Annotated in this window: 13 protein-coding genes and 2 pseudogenes; 6 read left to right on the forward strand and 9 right to left on the reverse strand. The window is 58.2% G+C overall.

The genetic code is table 11. From position 1 onward, the window contains the following. The 4 genes from G6N74_RS29140 to G6N74_RS29155 form a co-directional block, all read right to left on the reverse strand. Entirely contained in the window at window positions 1-1,350 is a 1,350-nt protein-coding gene (locus tag G6N74_RS29140; RefSeq protein ID WP_165121499.1) for a sensor histidine kinase, read from the reverse strand. 1 nt (window position 1,351) lies between these two features. Then, entirely contained in the window at window positions 1,352-2,026 is a 675-nt protein-coding gene (locus G6N74_RS29145) for a response regulator transcription factor (RefSeq protein WP_165121500.1), read from the reverse strand. 212 nt (window positions 2,027-2,238) lie between these two features. Then, entirely contained in the window at window positions 2,239-2,523 is a 285-nt protein-coding gene (locus tag G6N74_RS29150) for a YMGG-like glycine zipper-containing protein (RefSeq protein WP_165121501.1), read from the reverse strand. Window positions 2,524-2,995: 472 nt separating this feature from the next. Continuing rightward, window positions 2,996-3,958: an NmrA/HSCARG family protein gene (locus G6N74_RS29155; protein ID WP_246246050.1), complete on the reverse strand. Its 963-nt coding sequence runs from the start codon at window positions 3,956-3,958 to the stop codon at window positions 2,996-2,998. 11 nt (window positions 3,959-3,969) lie between these two features. On the opposite strand from G6N74_RS29155, the gene G6N74_RS29160 reads away from it, so the two are divergent. Continuing rightward, the gene (locus G6N74_RS29160; protein WP_165121502.1) at window positions 3,970-4,377 is read left to right on the forward strand and encodes a winged helix-turn-helix transcriptional regulator; all 408 of its coding nucleotides are present in this window, start codon (window positions 3,970-3,972) and stop codon (window positions 4,375-4,377) included. 598 nt (window positions 4,378-4,975) lie between these two features. Here G6N74_RS29160 and G6N74_RS29165 read toward each other — a convergent pair. After that, complete coding sequence (locus tag G6N74_RS29165) at window positions 4,976-6,412, reverse strand: Shedu immune nuclease family protein (RefSeq protein WP_165121503.1); 1,437 nt, start codon at window positions 6,410-6,412, stop codon at window positions 4,976-4,978. 159 nt (window positions 6,413-6,571) lie between these two features. Here G6N74_RS29165 and G6N74_RS29170 point away from each other — a divergent pair, with 159 nt between their 5' ends. The 3 genes from G6N74_RS29170 to G6N74_RS29180 all read left to right on the forward strand — a co-directional run bounded on the left by G6N74_RS29170 (window position 6,572) and on the right by G6N74_RS29180 (window position 11,363). Then, window positions 6,572-8,689 carry an ATP-dependent nuclease gene (locus tag G6N74_RS29170; protein WP_165121504.1) on the forward strand — a complete coding sequence of 706 codons (2,118 nt, stop codon included), beginning with the start codon at window positions 6,572-6,574 and terminating at the stop codon, window positions 8,687-8,689. Beyond that, window positions 8,686-10,422 carry a UvrD-helicase domain-containing protein gene (locus tag G6N74_RS29175; protein ID WP_165121505.1) on the forward strand — a complete coding sequence of 579 codons (1,737 nt, stop codon included), beginning with the start codon at window positions 8,686-8,688 and terminating at the stop codon, window positions 10,420-10,422. Before G6N74_RS29170 ends, G6N74_RS29175 begins: the two co-directional genes overlap by 4 nt. Window positions 10,423-10,595: 173 nt before the next feature. Next, window positions 10,596-11,363, forward strand: coding sequence for a hypothetical protein (locus G6N74_RS29180; RefSeq protein ID WP_165121506.1), 768 nt, complete (start codon window positions 10,596-10,598; stop codon window positions 11,361-11,363). A gap of 113 nt (window positions 11,364-11,476) precedes the next feature. Here the strand turns inward: G6N74_RS29180 and G6N74_RS29185 are convergent, their stop codons facing one another. From G6N74_RS29185 to G6N74_RS29195, 3 genes are all read right to left on the reverse strand, one after another. Then, window positions 11,477-14,128 (reverse strand): hypothetical protein, encoded by a 2,652-nt coding sequence (locus tag G6N74_RS29185; RefSeq protein WP_165121507.1) that lies wholly within the window; start codon window positions 14,126-14,128, stop codon window positions 11,477-11,479. Between the two features lies 1 nt (window position 14,129). Beyond that, entirely contained in the window at window positions 14,130-15,278 is a 1,149-nt protein-coding gene (locus tag G6N74_RS29190) for an SIR2 family protein (protein WP_165121508.1), read from the reverse strand. 250 nt (window positions 15,279-15,528) lie between these two features. Then, window positions 15,529-16,674: an RHE_PE00001 family protein gene (locus G6N74_RS29195; protein ID WP_165121509.1), complete on the reverse strand. Its 1,146-nt coding sequence runs from the start codon at window positions 16,672-16,674 to the stop codon at window positions 15,529-15,531. A gap of 287 nt (window positions 16,675-16,961) precedes the next feature. On the opposite strand from G6N74_RS29195, the pseudogene G6N74_RS29200 reads away from it, so the two are divergent. Together G6N74_RS29200 and G6N74_RS29205 are read left to right on the forward strand one after the other, a co-directional pair. After that, a pseudogene (locus G6N74_RS29200) lies at window positions 16,962-17,768 on the forward strand (tyrosine-type recombinase/integrase); the annotation flags it as partial. 182 nt (window positions 17,769-17,950) lie between these two features. Next, window positions 17,951-19,025: pseudogene (locus G6N74_RS29205) on the forward strand (ATP-binding protein). A 106-nt stretch (window positions 19,026-19,131) separates the two neighbouring features. Here G6N74_RS29205 and G6N74_RS30570 read toward each other — a convergent pair. Beyond that, window positions 19,132-19,383: hypothetical protein (locus G6N74_RS30570; RefSeq protein ID WP_205826915.1), on the reverse strand; the 252-nt coding region annotated here is incomplete at its 5' end.

Consider the following 19,383-nt stretch of genomic DNA (forward strand, 5'->3'; position numbering starts at 1 on the left):
CTACGGCTGGTGTAAAATGCGTCCGTCGCGCCAGCGCACCGCAAAGGTGCTGCCCTTGCCTGGCGCGGAAGAAAGCTCGACGTAACCGCCATGTCGGGTCACGATCTCGTTGACCATGCTGAGCCCCAGGCCCGCACCTGAGCCGTGAGGGCTGACCCGGTAGAACGGCTCGAATATGCGCGATTGCTTATCGCCGGCAATTCCACGGCCCTGATCGGTCACGGTTACACTGCCGTCAGCCTCAATACCGACCGATATCTGTCCTCTTCCACCTCCGTACTGGACCGCATTACGTACCAGATTGGCGAATGCGCGCTCCAAAGCTTCAGCATCGCCAGGAACGAACACGTCTTCCGCGTCACTGTCGAACGAAATCTCGTAGCCTTCGGCGATGGCCAAGGGAGCAAGGTCGGCGACCACCTTCGACACAACGCCGTTAAGATCGACAGGTGCATCCTGCTGAGGCTTCTGCCGGTACTTCTCGGTGTCGAGAAGCTGGTTCGCGATCGCTGTAAGTCGCTTGATGGCCGTCTGCAGGTGCGTCTTGTCCTCACTTGGTGAAAGGGTATCGATTCTCACCTGCAGGACAGCGATCGGCGTTCGAAGTTCATGCGCGGCGTTGACGAAGAAGCGCTCCGTCGCCTCGAAGCCATTATCGAGACGACGCAGCGCCCTGTTGATGTCGCGCACCAGTCGAAGCACCTCATTGGGCAAGCCACGCTCTTCCACCAGGGCGCCACGTGTGTCGAGATCAATCCTGTCGAGGCGCTCCTTCAGATTGCTGAAAGACCGCAACGCCCAGCGCGTGACGAACGGCACGCCGATCAAGGAGATGGCGATGAGGATCAGCGCCGGAACGCCGACGGCAAGATGCCCAAGCAGGACGGTCAGACCGTATTGGGACATGGGAGCACCGCCGGCAAAAATTGTTGCCTCGCCGGCCGGGGTCTCGAACCGCTCCATTCGGGCGACACTCAACGGATCGTCAAGATAACCGTGCAGTTCGACGCTTCTGAATGTCTTCAGAAATGGCGTATTGCTGGCTATGTCCTCGGGAGTTGCGCCGTGTGAAAGGACACCACCATTGCCCAGGTCCGCCACGAACCACAGGTCAGGCGCGTCCTCCATCATCTCTGTCAGTTCGGCCGTCGGCTCCAGACGGGCCCGACCATCCGGCCCAAGATCGATCGAATCGGCGATTTCCTGAGACAGCCAGACGGACGTTATCGCCACATCTGTTTTGATGCCGGATAACAGATAGAAAACCAGGCCGAGCGAGGCGATGACCGCGCATACCTGCAGAACGATGAAGCCAACTGTGAACCGCCAGCGGAGAGATGAGCTTCTCATCCTATTTCTGCTCATGAAGGTAATAGCCGATGCCACGAATGTTTTTGATGACAATGTCGGCCTGTGCATCGCCAAGCTTCCGGCGCAGACGAGACATATTGGCCTCCAGCGAGTTCGACTGGATCTCATCGTCAAAGGAATAGACCTGACCCTCCAGCGAGGAGCGCAATACAGTACGACCACGGTTTCTCAGAAGCGTCTCGATGATGAGCAGTTCCCGGCGGGTGAGCGAAAGCCGCACGCCGTTCACATGCACGTCGCATGCCGTGCGATCATAGATGACATTGCCGGCGGTCAGGACCGATGGTCCGGGTGTCGGAGCCCGTCTCAGCACGGCGCTCATTCTGGCGATCAATTCGGGGATTTCGAACGGCTTTGGCAAATAATCATCAGCGCCATCATTCAGACCGGAAATCCGCTCGTCGGTCGACGTCAGAGCGGAGATGATGATCGAACGGGTACCTGCTCCCGCACGACGCAAATCTGCGAGAAACGTGCTGCCGTCGCCATCCGGCAGTTGCCTGTCGATAAGGACGATGTCGTAGTTGGCCACCGCAATCGCTTCCCGTGCCGTAGCCAGATCCCCTACCGCGTCGAGAACAATGCCGTGCTGGGAGAGAGCGGCCCTCAGCGCGTTAGTCATTTCCGGGTCGTCTTCGATAAGCAGAAGTTTCATCGTGACCTGATCGGTTAATTTCCGGACAGTCGCTCCCTAGCAGTCTTTACAGCAAAACCGCGCCTCGGACTTGGATGACCCCGACTCACCTGCGATGCTGGTCGTACGGTTATTGGACGCCAGGAACCTGGAGTAAATGTCGATACCGGACAAACCAAAGTTGGCCCGGCATCCATCTTGTTTTTGATCGTGCGCCGACAAGTCAGTACTCCTTATCGGCAGCGACCGAATTGATCCTGGTACCTGCAACCTGAGTAGCGGCGGTCACGTTGTTCCCAGCGCTCACGGCGGTTCCTGTCGTTACGCTCGCTGACATTGCCAACGACTGCGCCTCCCACACCCCCGGCCGCAGCACCTACCGCAGCACCTTCCCATGTGCCGCTTGCCAGCCCACCGATGATTGCGCCGCTTGCCGCACCAATGCCGGCACCTTTTTCCGTCTGGCTGCACGCTGTCAGCGTCAGACAAACGAGTACGCCCGAAATGATCTTCTTCATGCCCGTCCTTTCGATCCATCTCGCGCTCCGGCCATCCATCGACCGTTGAGCCACACCAAGATGGAGGCATATGTCCACCGGGGATTACGTGGAAGTTACGCAGGGCCGAGGTCATCGATATCGGTCGCAAGCGCAAATGCGTGCACGAAAAACGTGTTCCTTCACGAACACTTTTCAAGGCTTCGACGACACAGGGACTTGGAGCCACTCCATTTTGGCGTTGGTGCGTAGTGTCGGCAATTTAAGTACGCCTTCTGCAAAGACGGTATGGGCACGTGTCTTCAGGTCATCGACGGACTGAGCGCCAGACTGATTTGCTGGGGCCTCTTCCAGAATCTTGTCACAGAATCGGGCGCGAGAGTTTCGCACCCCACAAAATTCCGCCTGGAAATTTCCATCATGCGCAGTGTGGGTTGCAGACGGTCGGCTATAAGACGCAATTACACTATCGAGGGCGGAGACGTGTCCCTAGCTAGGCTGATATTCGCAAGGCTTCACCAAGCGACCTGCGCCCATTGCCAGCAAGCCAGGACCCGAAGGTGAGCAGGTCGGGGTTTATTTCGCGCATAAGTTTCAGGTCGACCTGCTCGGCAAGCGGCCCGTCTTCCAGGCTCTTAGCCATATGCGCGAGATCCGTGTTTGCAGCGAGAACGTCATCGGGAAAACGTTCATAGGTTATCGGGCGGCCGGCTGCTTCGCTGAAGGCGATCTCAAGCTCGCGTCCCGTAAGGCGGTCGCTGGCGATCTTAAGCGTCCCGCCGCCAAAGCGTGGCCTGTCGGCAAGCACGGCGGCAACAAACCTGCCAATGTCTTCCACGGCGGTAAGCTGAATAGAATGCTCCGGCCTGATGAGGGACACCAACCGGCCCTCATCCAGACCGTAGCCGGGCCGCACAAGCATCTCCATGAAAATCATCGGCCGGATGATCGTCGTCGTCATGGCGAGTTCTCGAATATGCGCTTCGATACGAGGTTTGGCGTCGAAACGCGGAACGCCTGTCAGCTCATTCCCCGCGCTGGCACCGGATGAATAGACAAAATGGTTGATGCCGGTTTCGGCTGCGATATCGGCAATCGAAATGCCGTATCTGACTTCATCATCGGCAGCCAGGTTTGCTGGCAATACGCTAAAGACGCCGTAGGTGTCTTTCATGGCTGAGCGGATCACATCTGTCTCTTCGAAAGAACCCTGCACAAGCTCGATGCCTGAATTCCACAATTCCAGGGACGCAGCTTTGGTGGAATCCAGAACGAGTGCGCGAACGGACCATCCCGCCTTCAACAAGGCTTTGGCGACAGATCCTCCCTGTCTTCCGGTTGCGCCGAAAACCAGAATAAGGTGCTTGCTATTGGTCACTTGAAATCCTCGCGTTAAACAAGGGTCATCCATATATACCAATGCAGTTCTGTCGGAAGACGGCACATTTTTCAGCATCAGGCACAAGGATGATACTCTTGGACGAACAGATCGATACCAGCACACTGCGCTCGTCAGAGAACGACAGGCTATTCAGACCCATCCCGTCAAACGGGGTCTGCAGCCTGCTGAACGACAAGTGGACTGTGCCGGTTCTTTGGCGTCTTTCTCTCGCGGAGGATCATCGGCTCCGTTTTTCAGCCTTGAGAAAGGAGGTCGGCGAAATTACCCAGCGTATGCTGACCCTCACGCTCCGCAATCTCGAGCGAGATGGGTTTGTTGCACGTCACTATTTCCCTGAAATCCCACCGCGGGTAGAATATGTGCTGACAGATATCGGTGACGGAGCGTTACTCTCTCTCGAGAAGTTTAACTTCTGGGTCCACGACAATCTGAACGCCATCAAGGCGCACCGCCGCGCGTACGACCAAGCGTAGTTGTAGATCCAAATCGCCGAACCGAGCTAAGAAGCCTAAATGCCGGCCTAGGTTTGCAATGCTTGTCCACGCCCGCTTTCACCATTGCCGCTTGCTGCCCTGGACGGCAGACATTGAAGTCGAAAGCTGCCGCGCTCCCATGCTGAGCACGCAATTATCGTACAATGGCGTGGAATCGGCGGTTCCCTATACCGCACGGTGGTGTGTAGCGATCGGCGGGAATATATAGGGCCATGGAGGGCAATCGGCGGTGCTGGGCGCGTGGGATTCGAACATATACGCCGAAGTAATCGGCTGGCGCGAAGCCAATCCATAGCTAACGTCGGCTTTTGGAAAGCCTCAAATGTCAGTCGACCGGCCGAAATGGCGGCGCGAAGCGGTCATTTGTTTTGCGCAAAATGGAAACCGCTACCGGTTCAGCCAGTAACAGGGGCAGATTTGCTGGCTGGGTTTCAAGGTGCTGTGTGTTTCAGACTTGGAATCAGAAACATTTAGATATGTGTTTGGGGAGATCGCTAACTTTTCCGGAGTTAGACAGCGCGCAGAAGAGGCGGTTTCAGGCAATCTGCGGCGCAGCTGAGGCGCTATTAGCGTCGCACTACCGGTTCTCACGTCTTGCAAGGAGGGTGCGAAGGGACTTCAACTTCGCCAGCAGCTCGTCGAATGTGATAATCGAAATGCCGCCCAGCGCATTGCGATAAAGCTCGAACGAGCGCTTGCGCTCTGCCTCGGGAATGAGGCCAGCGACCAAGACACCACGCACGCCGAAGGATTCCATGCGATGGTCGGGATTGAACGCTTTCAGGCGAAAGATATCGCTCTGCAGATGGTTTACCTGATCGAGTAGCTGAGTGACGGCCGAAACCAGCTCCGGCGAGGGACCGTAGACACCGCCGCGGTATTCCCTGGCCGATAGCAGGGTAGTCGCCGGAGTCTTGATCTCAAGGATGGCCAGATTGTCGGTGAGCTGGTTCGCGAACAGGAAGTCCGTGATCTTTTCACCGCCGCCGCTGAGCTTCTTCCCGCCGACATGCGCCTGCCCTTGGAGCAGGAGCACGGGCACGTTGAAGGCCATGTCGAGAATGAACGGGTTCGCCTCGAACAGCGCCTGCCACTGAAGCTCGGTCGTTTTCACTGCGAGTTTCGCTTCTATATGGGCGATGAGTTCATCGAGCGAGGCAAGTTCAATCTCGTTGTGGAGCTTGATGACCGACTCGCGTTGCGTGTTCAGAGTGCTACGAACCGTCGCCTTTGCCAGCCCGATGACCGCGGCTCGGTCTTTCTCGGATAGTTTGGCATCGACGATCGTACGGCCGATCGTTTCCGCTATATCGTCCGGCTCGCGCTCGAACAGTTTAAGGGGGAAGGTGTCCTTGTCGATCTTGTGCAGCAGGTTCGAATAGGCGAGCTGCGTTTTCTTCTTGCGGCTGGACGCGCGTGCCTTGTCGTCGAAGCGATCCGCGCCGCGGCGCAGTTCATCGAACAGCTGGAACCCCATTTCAAAGGTCTGGCCGTCATCAACGCGCGACACATCGAACGTCTTTGCGTCGGTAAGGCGCAGATGCTCGACCCCGTCGATTTTCGCCAGCGCCTGGATGATGAAGGAGAGGGTGCGGTCGAGTCCAAGTCCGAAATTCGGGTCCTTCGTAAAGCCGGAGGGCATGCATTCGTTCAGGTACATCTGAACGTCCTCTAGGGTTTTTGGCATCACAAAATGCTCACTATCGTCGAAATCATCGATGATGGTGGCCAGGCTATGTTCTTGCACGAGCGCGATGGAGATTATGGGATCGTGCTTCGGCTGCAGGAACCTTGCCGACGTGGGCATCGTGTTGACGGGAAAGATCGTCGTCGTTTCGGCCTTCGCATCGAAGCGCAGCAGGAGTACCCGCGCGGATGCATCACCTACCCGCCCCGCAGCACGCAAGCGCGCCTCGGATGGAGTAAAGTACACGTCCACTAGTCCGGGCGTAGCCAGCGAGAGCTCAAGCCGGCCCTGGTCGTCATCGCTAAATTGTGGGCCGAACGTTGCCATGATCCGCGATCAACGCCCCTTTCCCGTTCCGGTGCAAGTGAAACATCGATTCTGATCTACGCTTTATCTTACGCATCAGTGAATAGATTCGTTGTTGTTTAAACGGACGCCGACCACTATCCAAGATAGTACGTCACGGCAGCTCCTTGGGGGAAGGACATGCGCATACAGAAAGTCAGGGTCGAGGGGTTTCGGCTTCTCCAGGATGTCGAGATCATGCTGGAGACCGGCTCGACGGTCATCGTTGGCCGCAATAACAGCGGCAAGACGTCGCTTACGGATGTGTTCGAGCGCTTTGCAGGCGATGGCGGCGCGAAGTTCAGGCTGGAGGATTTCTCTGCCGGCACGCGGAAGAAATTCTTCGAAGCCAGGGAGCTGCGGGAAAAGGGGGAGGATCCGGGAAAGGTCCTAGCCGCTATCCCGAAGATCACCATCACCCTGACATTCGTGTACGACAGCGCCGCCCCCTCCCTGGGGCCGCTCTCCGCCTTCATTATCGACCTGGATATGAATTCAACGGCAGCGATCGCGAAGGTGGAGTATGCGCCGACGCTCCCCACCCTCCAGCAGCTTCTGGAGGTGTCTGATCCACCCGAGGGGGTGGAAACGAATGCGCATTTCATGCGGCACCTAAAGGAGGCGATACCCAAGACCTACAGCGTTCAGGTCTGCGCGATCGATCCGACGGACCCGGGGAATGTGCGGCACTTCGAAGGGACCACGCACCTGGCCGCCTTGCTCCAATGCAATCTGGTGCGCGCCCAGCGTACGCTCGATCACGCGAGGCATGGCGACGCCGATGTCATCGGGAAGCTGCTGAGCACCTTATTCAAAACCGCATCCACGCCAACCGCGGCCGCTGCGGACCAGCAGCTCGCCGCCCAACTGAAAAGTTCGGTCGAGGGCATCGAGCGTGAAATGCAGTCGGAATTCGACACGATGCTGAAAGCGCTTCTCCCGGCGATGAACGTCCTGGGTTTTCCGAGCATGAACGACACGGAATTGCAGCCGGAGACGTCGCTCAATGTCGATGCGTTGCTCTCGGACCACACCAGGGTCGTCTATGCCGGTACCGACGGTGTGCATCTGCCCGAGGGCTATAACGGCCTCGGTACTCGCAATCTCATTTATATGCTCCTCCAGCTGGAGAGCTACCACAAGCTCTACCGTGCGAGACCGACGCGTCCGACGACGCATCTCATCTTCATTGAGGAACCTGAAGCCCATTTGCATCCGCAGATGCAGGAGGTTTTCATAAGCCAGCTGAACGCTGCGGTAGGAAAGCTGTCGGCGAAATATCCTGACGAGCCTGCGTGGCAGGTGCAATTCGTCATCACGACGCATTCATCGCATGTGGCCAACGCGGCGCCATTCGAAGCGATACGCTATTTCCTGAACCAGCAGCCAGTGCCGGCGTCTGGGCGCCAGACCAAGGTGAAGGATTTCAAGAAAGGTATGGCGGCGATCCCGGCTGACGATAAGGAATTCCTGCACCAGTACATGACCTTGACCAAATGCGACCTGTATTTTGCCGACAAAGCGATAATGGTCGAAGGGACCACCGAACGGGTGCTAATGCCGCGGTTGTGTGAGATCGTCGATAAAGCGCTCGACGAGGAACATAAGCTTTCGAAACAATATATCACGACGGTCGAAGCCAGCGGTGCGCACGCCCACCTGTTCTATCCGTTGCTCAACTTCCTTGAGTTAAAGACCCTCGTGATAACCGACCTCGATGCCGTCAGATCCGCTGTTAGAAAGAACAAGAAGGGCAACGATATCAATGTATGGGAGAAGTGTCCGGTCGCTGACGGCGACAGGACCTCGAATACCGCGATCCGCGAATGGTTTAGGCCTGAAGCAGAAAAGAATCAGGAGGGATGGCAGGACAAGCCAGCGCCGCTGATCGACCTGCCGACGCTGCTCGCAAAAACGGATGCGGAAAAGTTATCGGGATACCGCCGCATCGCCTATCAGATCCCCGAGATTCCCAATTCCACTGTGTGCGCGCGGAGCTATGAGGACGCGCTTGTGCTGGCGAATCCGGACAGGTTCGGGCTCGTCGTTGACGACGATCAGGCGGATAATGCGTGGGAGATTGCACAAGACCTCCCCAAATCCGAGACCGCGCTACGGTTCGCTATCCGAGAGAAGGACTGGAAAGTACCGCGCTACATCGGTGAGGGCTTGAAGTGGCTTTCTGAACCGCCGCCGGCGGCGGAAAACCCGCCGATCGTACCGCCGCATCCGGCGGGGGCGGGGGAGTTGCCGGCATGAACGGAGTAGCCGACAATCCGGCTCTCGTCGCCGCCAAGCAAGCGCAGGCGAAAGTTGGAAAGTGCCTTGAAGAGGGGCGTAGTTTCCGCCTGGAAGCAGGGGCGGGGGCGGGCAAGACCTATTCCCTCGTCGCCGCGCTCAAGCAGATGATCTCCGATCGCGGCGCCGAACTGATGCAAAGCGGGCGTAAGATCGCCTGCATCACCTATACCGAGGTCGCTCGCGACGAGATCGCGCGGGAAGTCGAACGGCATCCCGCCATCCTTGTCGAGACGATCCATGCATTCTCATGGACCTTCCTGCGGCAATATCAGAAAGCACTTCGCGAACTCGTGGCCGGGTCGGAGAATCGGAAGGACAAGCTCGAGGAGGCAGGCGGCGTCGGATCAAAGGTCGTGGAGTACGAGCTCGGCTTTTTCGGCGTGGACGACAAACGCATCACTCTAGGCCATGACGATATCCCGCTGTACATGGCTAAGCTTCTCGCGAAGCCCAAGTTCCAGCTGCTGTTCCAGCAGCAATTCCCGGTAGTCTTCATCGATGAGTACCAGGACACCGACCGCGACTTCATGGCGGCGATCACCGAGCATTATTTCACCCCAAAGAAGGGCCCGCTCATCGGGCTGTTCGGCGATCATTGGCAGACCATTTACAACAGTGAGTACGAGCTCGCGGCTTATCCCGTCGAGGCGATCGACAAGGGTTCGAACTTCCGCTCGGCGCCCGCCATCGTCGACGTGCTCAACCGCCTCCGGCCGGAATTGACCCAAGCCGTCGCCAATCCGCAAGCTGCGGGAGAAGCGCGGTTCTTCCACACCAACCTGTTTATGGGAGCGAGGACGAACACTGCGCATTCAAAGGCCGATCTGTTTCCCGAACTCGCCCGGGCTGTGCGGGAGTCGCTCATGCAGCGCCTTGCTGGGGAAGGCTGGGACCTGACAAAGACCAAGATACTCATGCTGACTCACAACGTCCTTGCTGCGGAACAGGGCTATCCTTCCATCGCCAAGGTATTTTCCGGGCGCAATGATGCGTTCGCGCGCAAAGAAGACCCCTCCATCAAATTCTTCGCCGAGACCCTCGAGCCGATGGCTGAGGCGTACCAGGCGTCGAACTACGGCGAACTCTTCCGCCTCTATGGCGGACGGCCTGCCATTTATACGCAGGCGGACAAGCAGGCGTGGCGCAACGACATGGACGCATTGATGAAGCTGAGGAGCGAAGGGACTGTAGGTTGCGTACTTGATCACCTGCAGGCCACGAAACGACCCGTGCTTCCCGACCGCGTGCTACGCCGTGAGGAGGATCTCAGGCAGTTGGATGGCGAGCCCGTGCCCGCGGAGGCGACGAGCCTATTGCGCCACCAGGCGCTGCGTGACGTCTCTTATTCAGAGATGACTGCGTTGGTCAGGTTCGTCGAAAAGCAAACACCCTTTGCTACCCAGCATAGCGTCAAAGGAGCTGAATTCGAGAACGTGCTGGTCGTGCTCGGAGGCGGCTGGAACCATTACAACTGGCCCCTTCTGCTGGAACTGATCGAGACGAAGGCCCTCACCGCTGCGAATACAAAAGGGTATTACCGCGCACGCAATCTGTTTTACGTATCGATCTCAAGGCCGATGAAGCGTCTTGCGGTCCTTGCGACACAGACCTTGTCCGGCACCGCGTTGACCACGGCGACCAAGCTATTCGGCCAAGCCGACGTCGAGGCGCTTGCGGTGCTCGAACACTGACTGCGCTATGCAGAAATGCGCGCGATGGGCGTAGCAAGAAAATTGCGTTCCTTCAGCACGTTATTGGCTCTAGGATGCTCCCGCCCAAGCCGGTCATAGACGACGCATCATTATTGGGCGAGTCAATGAGAAGGGTAGATGAGTGCAGCGGAACCTGCCCCCGGGAGAATTCGATGACTGATGAAGGAGATAAAAAGAAGCCGATCCTGGTCCCGTCGAAAGACCATCCCGGCGATAGGCTCAGAGCTGTTGCGACCGGGATTGCCGGATTGGCTCCGGGCGGCGGCCTTGTCACCGCACTAATTGACGATCTCGTGCCGACCGGCGAGGAAAGGGCCCGCGCGGACTGGGAGACCTCGATCTCGGAAAGGACAAACGTGCATGGAGTGACGCTCGATGAGCACGATGCGCAGCTCAACCCAAAAGAGACGATCGACGGCGTTGTTGCCGCGCTTGCGGCTGCATTGGCGCTGGCTTGCCCGGACGGATTGGGTCATGAGGTGTACGAACCGGACGAGATCTACACCCTTGTCCGGGATATGCCGCAATCAGAGGTCGAGGACGCCGTTTGGGAACTGGACGCTTTGGGTCTGATATCGGTAACCCATCTCATGGGGCCAATTGCATGGCGTTTGCGTCTTGAGCCGGTTTTCTATGAGCAGCTCGATCATCAGGTGATGGGGTGGGCAACCGCGCAGGACGCCGCGCAGTTAGCGCAGATCATTCTGGATACCGATGAGACTCGTGCTGAGGCCCTCCATGAAAATACCGGTTGGTCAAAGCGGCGCTTCAACCCGGCCTTCCGAATGGTGCTTGAGGAGATTGGAGAGGGCCGTATTTCGCGAGAGGTGCAGCCAGATTATGTAGCAAGGTATTTTGCTTTGATGCAAGAGGACCGCGTCAGGCTGAAGCGGATGATCAGAAGTCATCAAAGCCAATAGACGGCCTGATAGGCACCTATACCAAACCAAACGACGTAATCCTCGGCTTTTGCAGATTTCGCGGTACAACAAGCGCTGAGCGTCGAAGCCAGGCGAGTGCGGAGGGGTGAATGCTAGCGGCGGCTAAGGGTCAATAGCCTCTGAAACCGAATATCCTTCTCTAGCCTCGGAGCAACCTTGGCAATATGAAGGAGAGCGCCTTCCAGCCCATTTGGAACAATCGCGTCCCCCTCGCTGCCGACTGTCTTGTCCAAGATTGCGAGGAAAGCTGCGGCTTTCGTTCGATCATCGATCACAGCGTATTTGTCGTCCATCGAATTGCTGTCCAAAACGCCGTAATCGAACATTGACCAGCAATCGAAGGGCGTCAAATATGGAAGCACGAGCTCTGCTGCTTCGGCATAATATGGTCCGGCTGCAGCAGGCAACTCTACCAATCCTTCAGAAACCTGGCGAGAGCTGAGCGTGAGTTCCTTCGGCCAGACGTCACGGAAAGTCGATGCTACCAAATCGAAGCGCGTGGCAATCTCCGCGTCATCACCGTTTTCAAGAAATTCATGCATTGCCCTGATTGCTTCGCGACGAACAGTGTCGCCACCCATTCTGAGCACCTGCTGAGCAAGATTGATAGAGATGGGAGGCTGCTGCTGATCGCGAGCGCTCATGAGAACGGAAAGGATGACCTGTTGTGTGAGTTCGCCCCTCACCTGTGCCGGCAGTTCACTGGAGATTGCGGCAGCAACCAGCGGCTCGGCAAGTTCGGTGAGGACTTCCGGTCCCGGCAGACCTCCAGACCCGAACGCGCCCCACAATTCCAACGCCCCCTCGTCATCGGGCTCGGCCATCTTCAAGGGCTCGACGAGGTTCATCCTCGTCCAGGCCGGATCAGCGGTATAGAAGTATCCGATGTCTCGGGTCAGAAAAAATTGCGCGTCGAGGCGAGCTTCGCCAGTCGCCTCAGCGATAGCAGACAGGATCTGCGGCCATGGTCCGGCAGCCAAGGCCTGTTTACCCGCCCGTACGGTAGGCCAACCGCTCAACGCGAATAAAAGTTGGCCGACCGGCGATGCATAGGCCCGGTCGGCGAGCGGCTGGCTGACGTCGGCATTCTCGTTCGTCGCAGTCACGGCGATCGGCCAGAGTGTCAGCCACGCGGCAATGAATTCGTCCCGGCGCTGAAGCAGTTTATCCCAGCCATTCGTGAACGATGCCAGCCCATCGATCGCCCGTTTGAGTACGACAGGTCCCAAATTGACGATCGCCTGGCAGGCTCGCACGGCAATCGGAATTTTTGCTTGGTCTTCTGAGGAGGCCGTGTCCGGGCCCCTATCGAGATCGGAGGGCCTGAAGCCATAGCCGAAAGCCTGCCAGACCTTAGCCGAAACCACGGAATCCGGTGCCTTTTCGAGCAGGGCGAGAATGTCGCTCGGATGTTGAGCGATGTAGTCTGACGCCTGCTGGGTCCGGTCGTCCCAGCCGCCATCCCCGATCATACCGGCAAGCTCGTCAAGCAACTTCGGGCTTGGAACGGCGTCAAAGGACGGCTGAATGCTCCGTTCGCCGCGCAATATGCGCACGCCCTCACTAAATCCGAAAGTGAGGGTGACTTCTGGCCCCTCTCCCTCCTGTTGAGTTGCCTTGTCCAACCAGTCGATCGCCTTTTTCGATAGCTGTCCTCCAGCCGCCTGAATACGTTGCAGCTCAATGCGTATACGGTGCCGCCGAAAGCCTACTCTGTCTGCCTTGTCGACCGACTTCGGAATGAGCTTTAGCGGTTCCCCCTTCAACAGGCGCTGCTCCAGACGCGCTGCGCTCGCCGCAGAAAAGTCGCCCCAACGTACTGCGCGGACCTCGGCGATCTCGGGAAAGGTCCCCGGTCGCCAGAATTCCACGTCTTCGACCGTCTCAAGGAACGTGGATACATCGTCGGCCGAAGTGAGGTCCGGGTTGCGCGCAGCCGCCGCCCAGAGGCGCCTGTAGAGCCTCCATTCACTGGTATCCCAGGATGACACGATGCGTCGCGCAGCTGCCGCATCGATAGACGCAAGCTTTTCCATGACTGCGAACATCAGCTTTGTCACGGGCGCAAAACCATCGCGGTGTCTGTCAGGCTCACCGCCACCGACAACATACTGTGCGGGCGGAACATAATAGACGCGTTGAACCTGCCAGTTCGTAATGTCCATACTTTCCGAAATCGAGCCGATCATGCGTCCAACATTAAGACCCGAAAGCAGGGCGGCGTTGAGTGCCACGGCCAGTTCGAAGAGAAAGTTGCGATCGGAGATCCGCTCGAGACCGATATCGTTCGATGTCAGGTGGTCGCCGCTAGAAATCGATGCCCAGATGAGGTGCCTGAGAAGCGTCGGCTTTTCGGGCGGTTTCTCGCCGGAAAGGGCGTGGTATCGCTTGGATGTCTCGATTTTGAGCGAGGGTCTGATGGCTTCGACGATGAGCTGGATGATCTCCCGCTGCGTCCCGCCCTGCTTGAGCTCGCGCTTGATCAGATATTTCTCGTCATTGTTGTCAGCATCAGGCCTTTGCCAGTATTCGAACACGCAACGCCATGCGAGAGCATAGGGTTCGGCAACATCTTTCACTCGGTGATCGAAGAGATCACGCAGCGAGCTTCGTTCCGCCTCATGGTTAGTCGACAAGCTGGCCGCCCATTCAAGAACGGCTAAGTCCTCCAGGCGGCCATCCGCGAAGGCCCATGTGGATTGGCGGACACGATTTCCAGTGTCGGATATCCTCGGTCTGCGCATGTCAGTGTGCCTTCCCAGTTTCCCGGATTGTCTCGTTCAACAATGCAAGCCACCTTGGCGAGCACCCGTTCTTCGAAAGGAGCTTTGCCAAATCGGTTTGTTCACTCGGCGTTGAGCGCCGCACGTAATATTTCAGGAATGATTGCCCGGCGGTCCCGTCTAGCGACTCGGGATCGAGCAGGGAGAGCTCCTTTAGATAGGCGCTTGCCGATACCCGACTGCGCTTTCCCGGCACGATGTCAGCCCATCGCACGAGCAGATCCCCGAGCGCTTTATGGCCGTTGGCGCGATCATAAGGAATCGGCGTTATTCCGCGCGCCCGCCATTCCGTCGGTGTTCGCGCGTCTGAGGGTTCACATCCGACAAAGGCATAGCGAGGCTTTAGGTCATTAAAATGCCGTTCGTCGCCGGCGATGGCATTGAGGAGATATCGGACCGGCGAGTCATTCGCGCTGTAACCGACCAGAACCAGATGAAAGATTCGTGCCGCGTCATAGAGGAAGGACGTAATCTGGTGCCGCCGCAGGTAGAAATCCCCGAAGTCCTGGTCAGTCAGTAAGAGTGCTGACCCTTTCTCGCTCTTCCATCGAAGTTTTCCATGGATATGCAGGATGCCGCCGAAGTCCGTCCTCCGGCTTGGATTGGGAATTTCACCGAGCGCGAACGACGTGGCGGTCACCCGCTCACTTTTGGCAGCCTCCGACAAGAGGCGATCGAAGTTGGTCGTCGCCAGAAGTGTTTGACCGAACCGTTGCCCCAGGTGAACGAGTGCGTTGTGGATCGGGTTCGGTGCGGTCGTACGCGCCAGCACCTCGCGCGCAGCCCGCCGCATCGTGCTTTCCTCGCTCGAATCGCCGTCAAGACGTCGCTCCAGCATTCCCAGAACAACGTCGTATTCGCGTTGGCAAAAGAACTTCAATTCGGTGCGTTGTGCGTCTGAAAGAATACCGGGAACGTTTTCCCAAGTCGCATCCTTTACTGTCGATACCGTCTCGATGGCCGCTGCGACTGTCGGATCGACCTTCCGATAGATGTCAGCAACGAGACCTCCGAAATCAGGCAGGGAGGACGGGGCGGGATACGACGCACCGGCGCCGACGATGAACAGGACGTCGCCGCGGTCTCGTGCCAGAAGCAGATCTTCCGGCAAGCCTGGAAGACCGTTCCCAAGGTACACCTCTCCCGACATGTTTCCCCCAATCCGCCCGACCTTTGAACGCCTCTAATACATCGAGGAACATGCGACAACTGCATTGAACTTGGATATTCTTGAAGGGAGCAAAGAAGGGCAGGCCAACGACGGACTGCCATTTCACATGCCGCGGCTGAGCTTTATAAATCAACCGAGATGGTGGGGAGACAGTCCCGCCGCGGTTCTGCCTTGGGGCGCCTCCAAGCCTTCACAAGATGCCCCACGCCCGAAACCTCCCCCTCCCCGTCATCTCTCTCAAGCCCAACTCGCCAACAATGCGCCGCGCCGCCTGCGGCGTGACGTCGAGCGTTTTGGCGACCATACCGGCCGATACCAGCGGTTTTGCCATGACCAGCTCGACGAGCTCCGGCAGCTTTGACGAGGCGCGGCGCCCCTCCAGCTTCCGCTCCATCATTTTTTGCGCGAGCGCCAGCCGGTCATGTTCCTTCAGTCCTATCTCGGCGGCCGCGATCAGACCATGCGCGATAGCGAGAAGCCGCGTTTCGCGATCGCGATGCCGACGGCGATCGACAGGCACGGTTTTGAGGCCGAGATTGAGGGCGGCAAGATGCGCCGCGGTGGTGACCCCGGCCTGGCGCAGGATCGAGGCGCAAAGCAGCCGGCCGAGCCAGGACGCGTGCTGCAGGACGCTCAAAAAATTCCAAGCATCGAGAGCGACGATGGCCTGCAGCACCGCCGGCAGGTCCTTTGTCTCGCGCAACACGCCGCGCCATTCGTCCAGCCGCTCGTCCTCGTCCCAATCGAGATCGTAGACCAGCGGGTCTTTTTCACGGTCACCGGCGTGACCCGGCGTTTTTGCTGCTTCGATGGCGGCATTCGATCGCGCCAGCAGGGCATCGATGGCGGCGTAGTCAACGCCCGGGAGACTGGCACCGTCATCGCGGTTTTCCCCCTCCCCTCCTCCGGCCGCCGTGTTATCCGACTCAGCGTCACCGGTCACAGCGGCATCATGGACAGAGCCAACCGTACCACCCGCGATCCCTGCGCCGCACAGACTGCGGAGACCTTCTGCGGAAATCGCCCAACTGGATAGCTGCCCGGCAATGCGCCGACGGGTGCGCAATACGTCGTGGGCGATGGTCAATTCGTGGGTCGGGGTGCGGATGTCGCGGGTGGCGTCGTGGAGGACGAGATCTTCGAGATGGACAAGCTCGCCGTCGAGCCACAGTGAGGCGCAGGCATCGGCGAAATGGGATCGTTCGACCCAGCCCGGCCCTACTGCTGAGCGGGCGACACGCTCGTCAAGACGCGCCAGCGCGACGCCGGCATCCGATATGGGCCGCAACAGGGTCTGGCTGGGCAGTTTGGCAAGATCGTAACGCATTGAAATCATGATAGATGATTTGCCAAAGGAACTCTATTGCGAAAATAAAGTTCGCTACTGCCGAGACACAGAAGTTGGAAGTATCACTATCGATAAGTATCTCTTATCGATAGTGATTGTTTTCTGCCCGCAAATCAGCGAGCCTGGCCTTTCTCACAGGCCCGCCGGCGACATTTTTTTGGGCCTGCCAGCGACCGGAGCGCCTTCTTTTCCACCCATGGCCCAGATGAAAAAACAAAAGACCCCTGCCCTGTCAGACGGCGACCAGCCCGAGCGCATCGCGCGCAGCGACCGTGTCGCCTGGCGCGCCACCGCCCTCGACACCCTCGATTCCATTCTCCCCTTCGATCGCCGCGATGTTCTGGCCGACGCTGACCAAATGGCGCGGCCTTGTGGGGCATTTCAATGCCCCTGGCCTGCACAGCGCGCTAAAACTCGCCGTGCGCGCCAGCGCCCGGCCGCGCGGCCGCAAAAGCCAGAAGGCAATAACCGCCGACATCCTCGCCGTTCTTCTCAAAGCCTGCGACGGCGAAAAGCTGGTCGACCTGCGCGATCGCGCGCTTCTGCTCACGGCCTTTGCCTCCAGCGGTCGCCGCCGCAGCGAAATTTCTGCCTTGCGCCTGGAGCAACTCGTCGACCAGGCCCCCGGTGCCGGCCGACCCAAAAGATCCTGGTGGCGAAAAAAACTGCCCTGCCTGGCGATCAAACTCGGCCGCACCAAGACAACACAAGCCGATGCCGATGCTTTTGTCCTGCTGGTCGGCCGGCCGGTGCTGGCGCTCAAAGAATGGAACGAACGCGCCGGCATCGTCGACGGTGCCGTGTTCAAAAAAATCGATCGATGGGGCCATCTCGAGCGCCGTGCGCTCACGCCGCAGGCCGTCAATCTGATTTTAAAACGCCGTGTTGCCCAGGCCGGGCTCGATCCGGCGGTGTTTTCGGCGCACGGCCTGCGCTCCGGCTATCTCACCGAAACCGCGCGGCGTGGAATTTCGCTTCCCGAAGCCATGCAACAATCGCAGCACCGCTCCGTCCAGCAGGCCGCGCGCTATTACAACGACGCCGAACGCCAGCTCGGCCGGGCGGCGCGGGTGATCATCTAGCCAGCGAGGTTGTCCGCCGTCGCGGTCGTCGGGAATTTCATGTAGACAGAAGCGAGCTGTTTTCAGGCGAAGCGCGGTAAAAGGCCCCTTCCCTCTGCGTAGGCGTCGCATCTTTGCACAACAGCGTTTTCGCCCGGTGAGTTATCCTCGCAAATCTGGAGTAGCATTCCATAATTGCAAGGATGATCACGCGCCGTATGACTCCTGAATTCAACGAATTGCTCGATAGCAGCCCAGCAGTTGCTCTGATTGGGCCAAGACAAGTCGGCAAGACAGCGCTCGCCCTTGCATCGGCAACGAGCGTCTATCCTTGAAAAAGTTCATCCCCCGCCAAATCTGTTTCAAAATCTGCGTGGTCTGATCGATCGCGGTCGCCGCAACGGGAAGGTAACCGGCAGCTTCTTAGTTCTCGGTTCCGCCTCAATCGATCTCCTGAAACAATCCGGCGAAACCCTTGCGGGCCGCATTGCCTATCTCGAAATGCATCCAATCGATGGTCTGGAAGTTCCGCAAGACGACTTACCGGCCCTCTGGGTGCGTGGTGGATTTCCGAACAGTTTTCTGGCGACAAGCGACCGTGTCAGTCAGCGCTGGCGCCAGGACTTTATTCGCAGCTACCTGGAGCGCGACATTCCTCAATTGGGTCCGCGCATTCCGGCCGAAACGCTGCGTCGGTTCTGGACCATGCTCGCGCATCACCAATCCAGCCTTCTCAATGCCGCCGAATTTGCTCGTGCTCTCGGCGTGGACGGCAAAACCATTGCCTCTTATCTCGATCTCCTGGTCGACCTTCTATTGGTGCGGCGACTCGAGCCCTGGCATGCCAACGTTGGGAAGCGCTTGGTCAAATCACCGCGTATCTATGTTCGTGATAGCGGTATTGTCCACACGCTCCTCGGTCTGACCACGCAGGAAGATGTTCTAGGTCATCCGATCACTGGCGCGAGTTGGGAAGGCTTCGTGATTGAAACGCTCATAGCTGCCGCGCCAAGCGGCACGCAAAGCAACTTCTATAGGACTGCCGCGGGCGCCGAAATCGACCTCTTGCTTACCCTCCCCGGGCGACGTCCCTGGGCGATCGAAATCAAGCGAAGCCTGACGCCAAAGATAGAAAAAGGATTTTATCAGGCCTGCGCCGATCTCAATCCGGAACGACGTTTCGTGGTATATCCTGGCGTCGAGTCTTTCCCGTTAAAGGATGATGTGGAGGCGATTTCGTTGCCCGCATTGGGCCGGATGCTCATTGAACTGGCCTAAGTTCAGAAGCGTCTGAGATGGCTATAGCTCATCGACTTACTATTTGCGTTCGGTTTCGATGATGGGCTGGCTACTCCCCGCCCTAGCCCGTCAGATATGTCAGACGTTAAAGGCGGTTGGGCCGGGTTCCTCTCAACTGCAGCGAGGCTCGGACGGAAAGCATACCGGAGGTGTCTTTGGCCTGTACCATTAATAGAAGGCTTCGACGCGGCCACTGAAGAGCATTCGGCAGTCGAAGGCTGGCGCTTTTCCTGATATCGGGGCACCGGCGATGGTGGTCACGGCAAAATGTAGGCGGCGGCTGTTCGGCCGGCTTTTGATTGATGTCAGGATTGAGATTCTTGGTCGGCAGCATGCT

The organism is Mesorhizobium zhangyense, from assembly GCF_011045115.1.
Taxonomy (GTDB): domain Bacteria; phylum Pseudomonadota; class Alphaproteobacteria; order Rhizobiales; family Rhizobiaceae; genus Mesorhizobium_M; species Mesorhizobium_M zhangyense.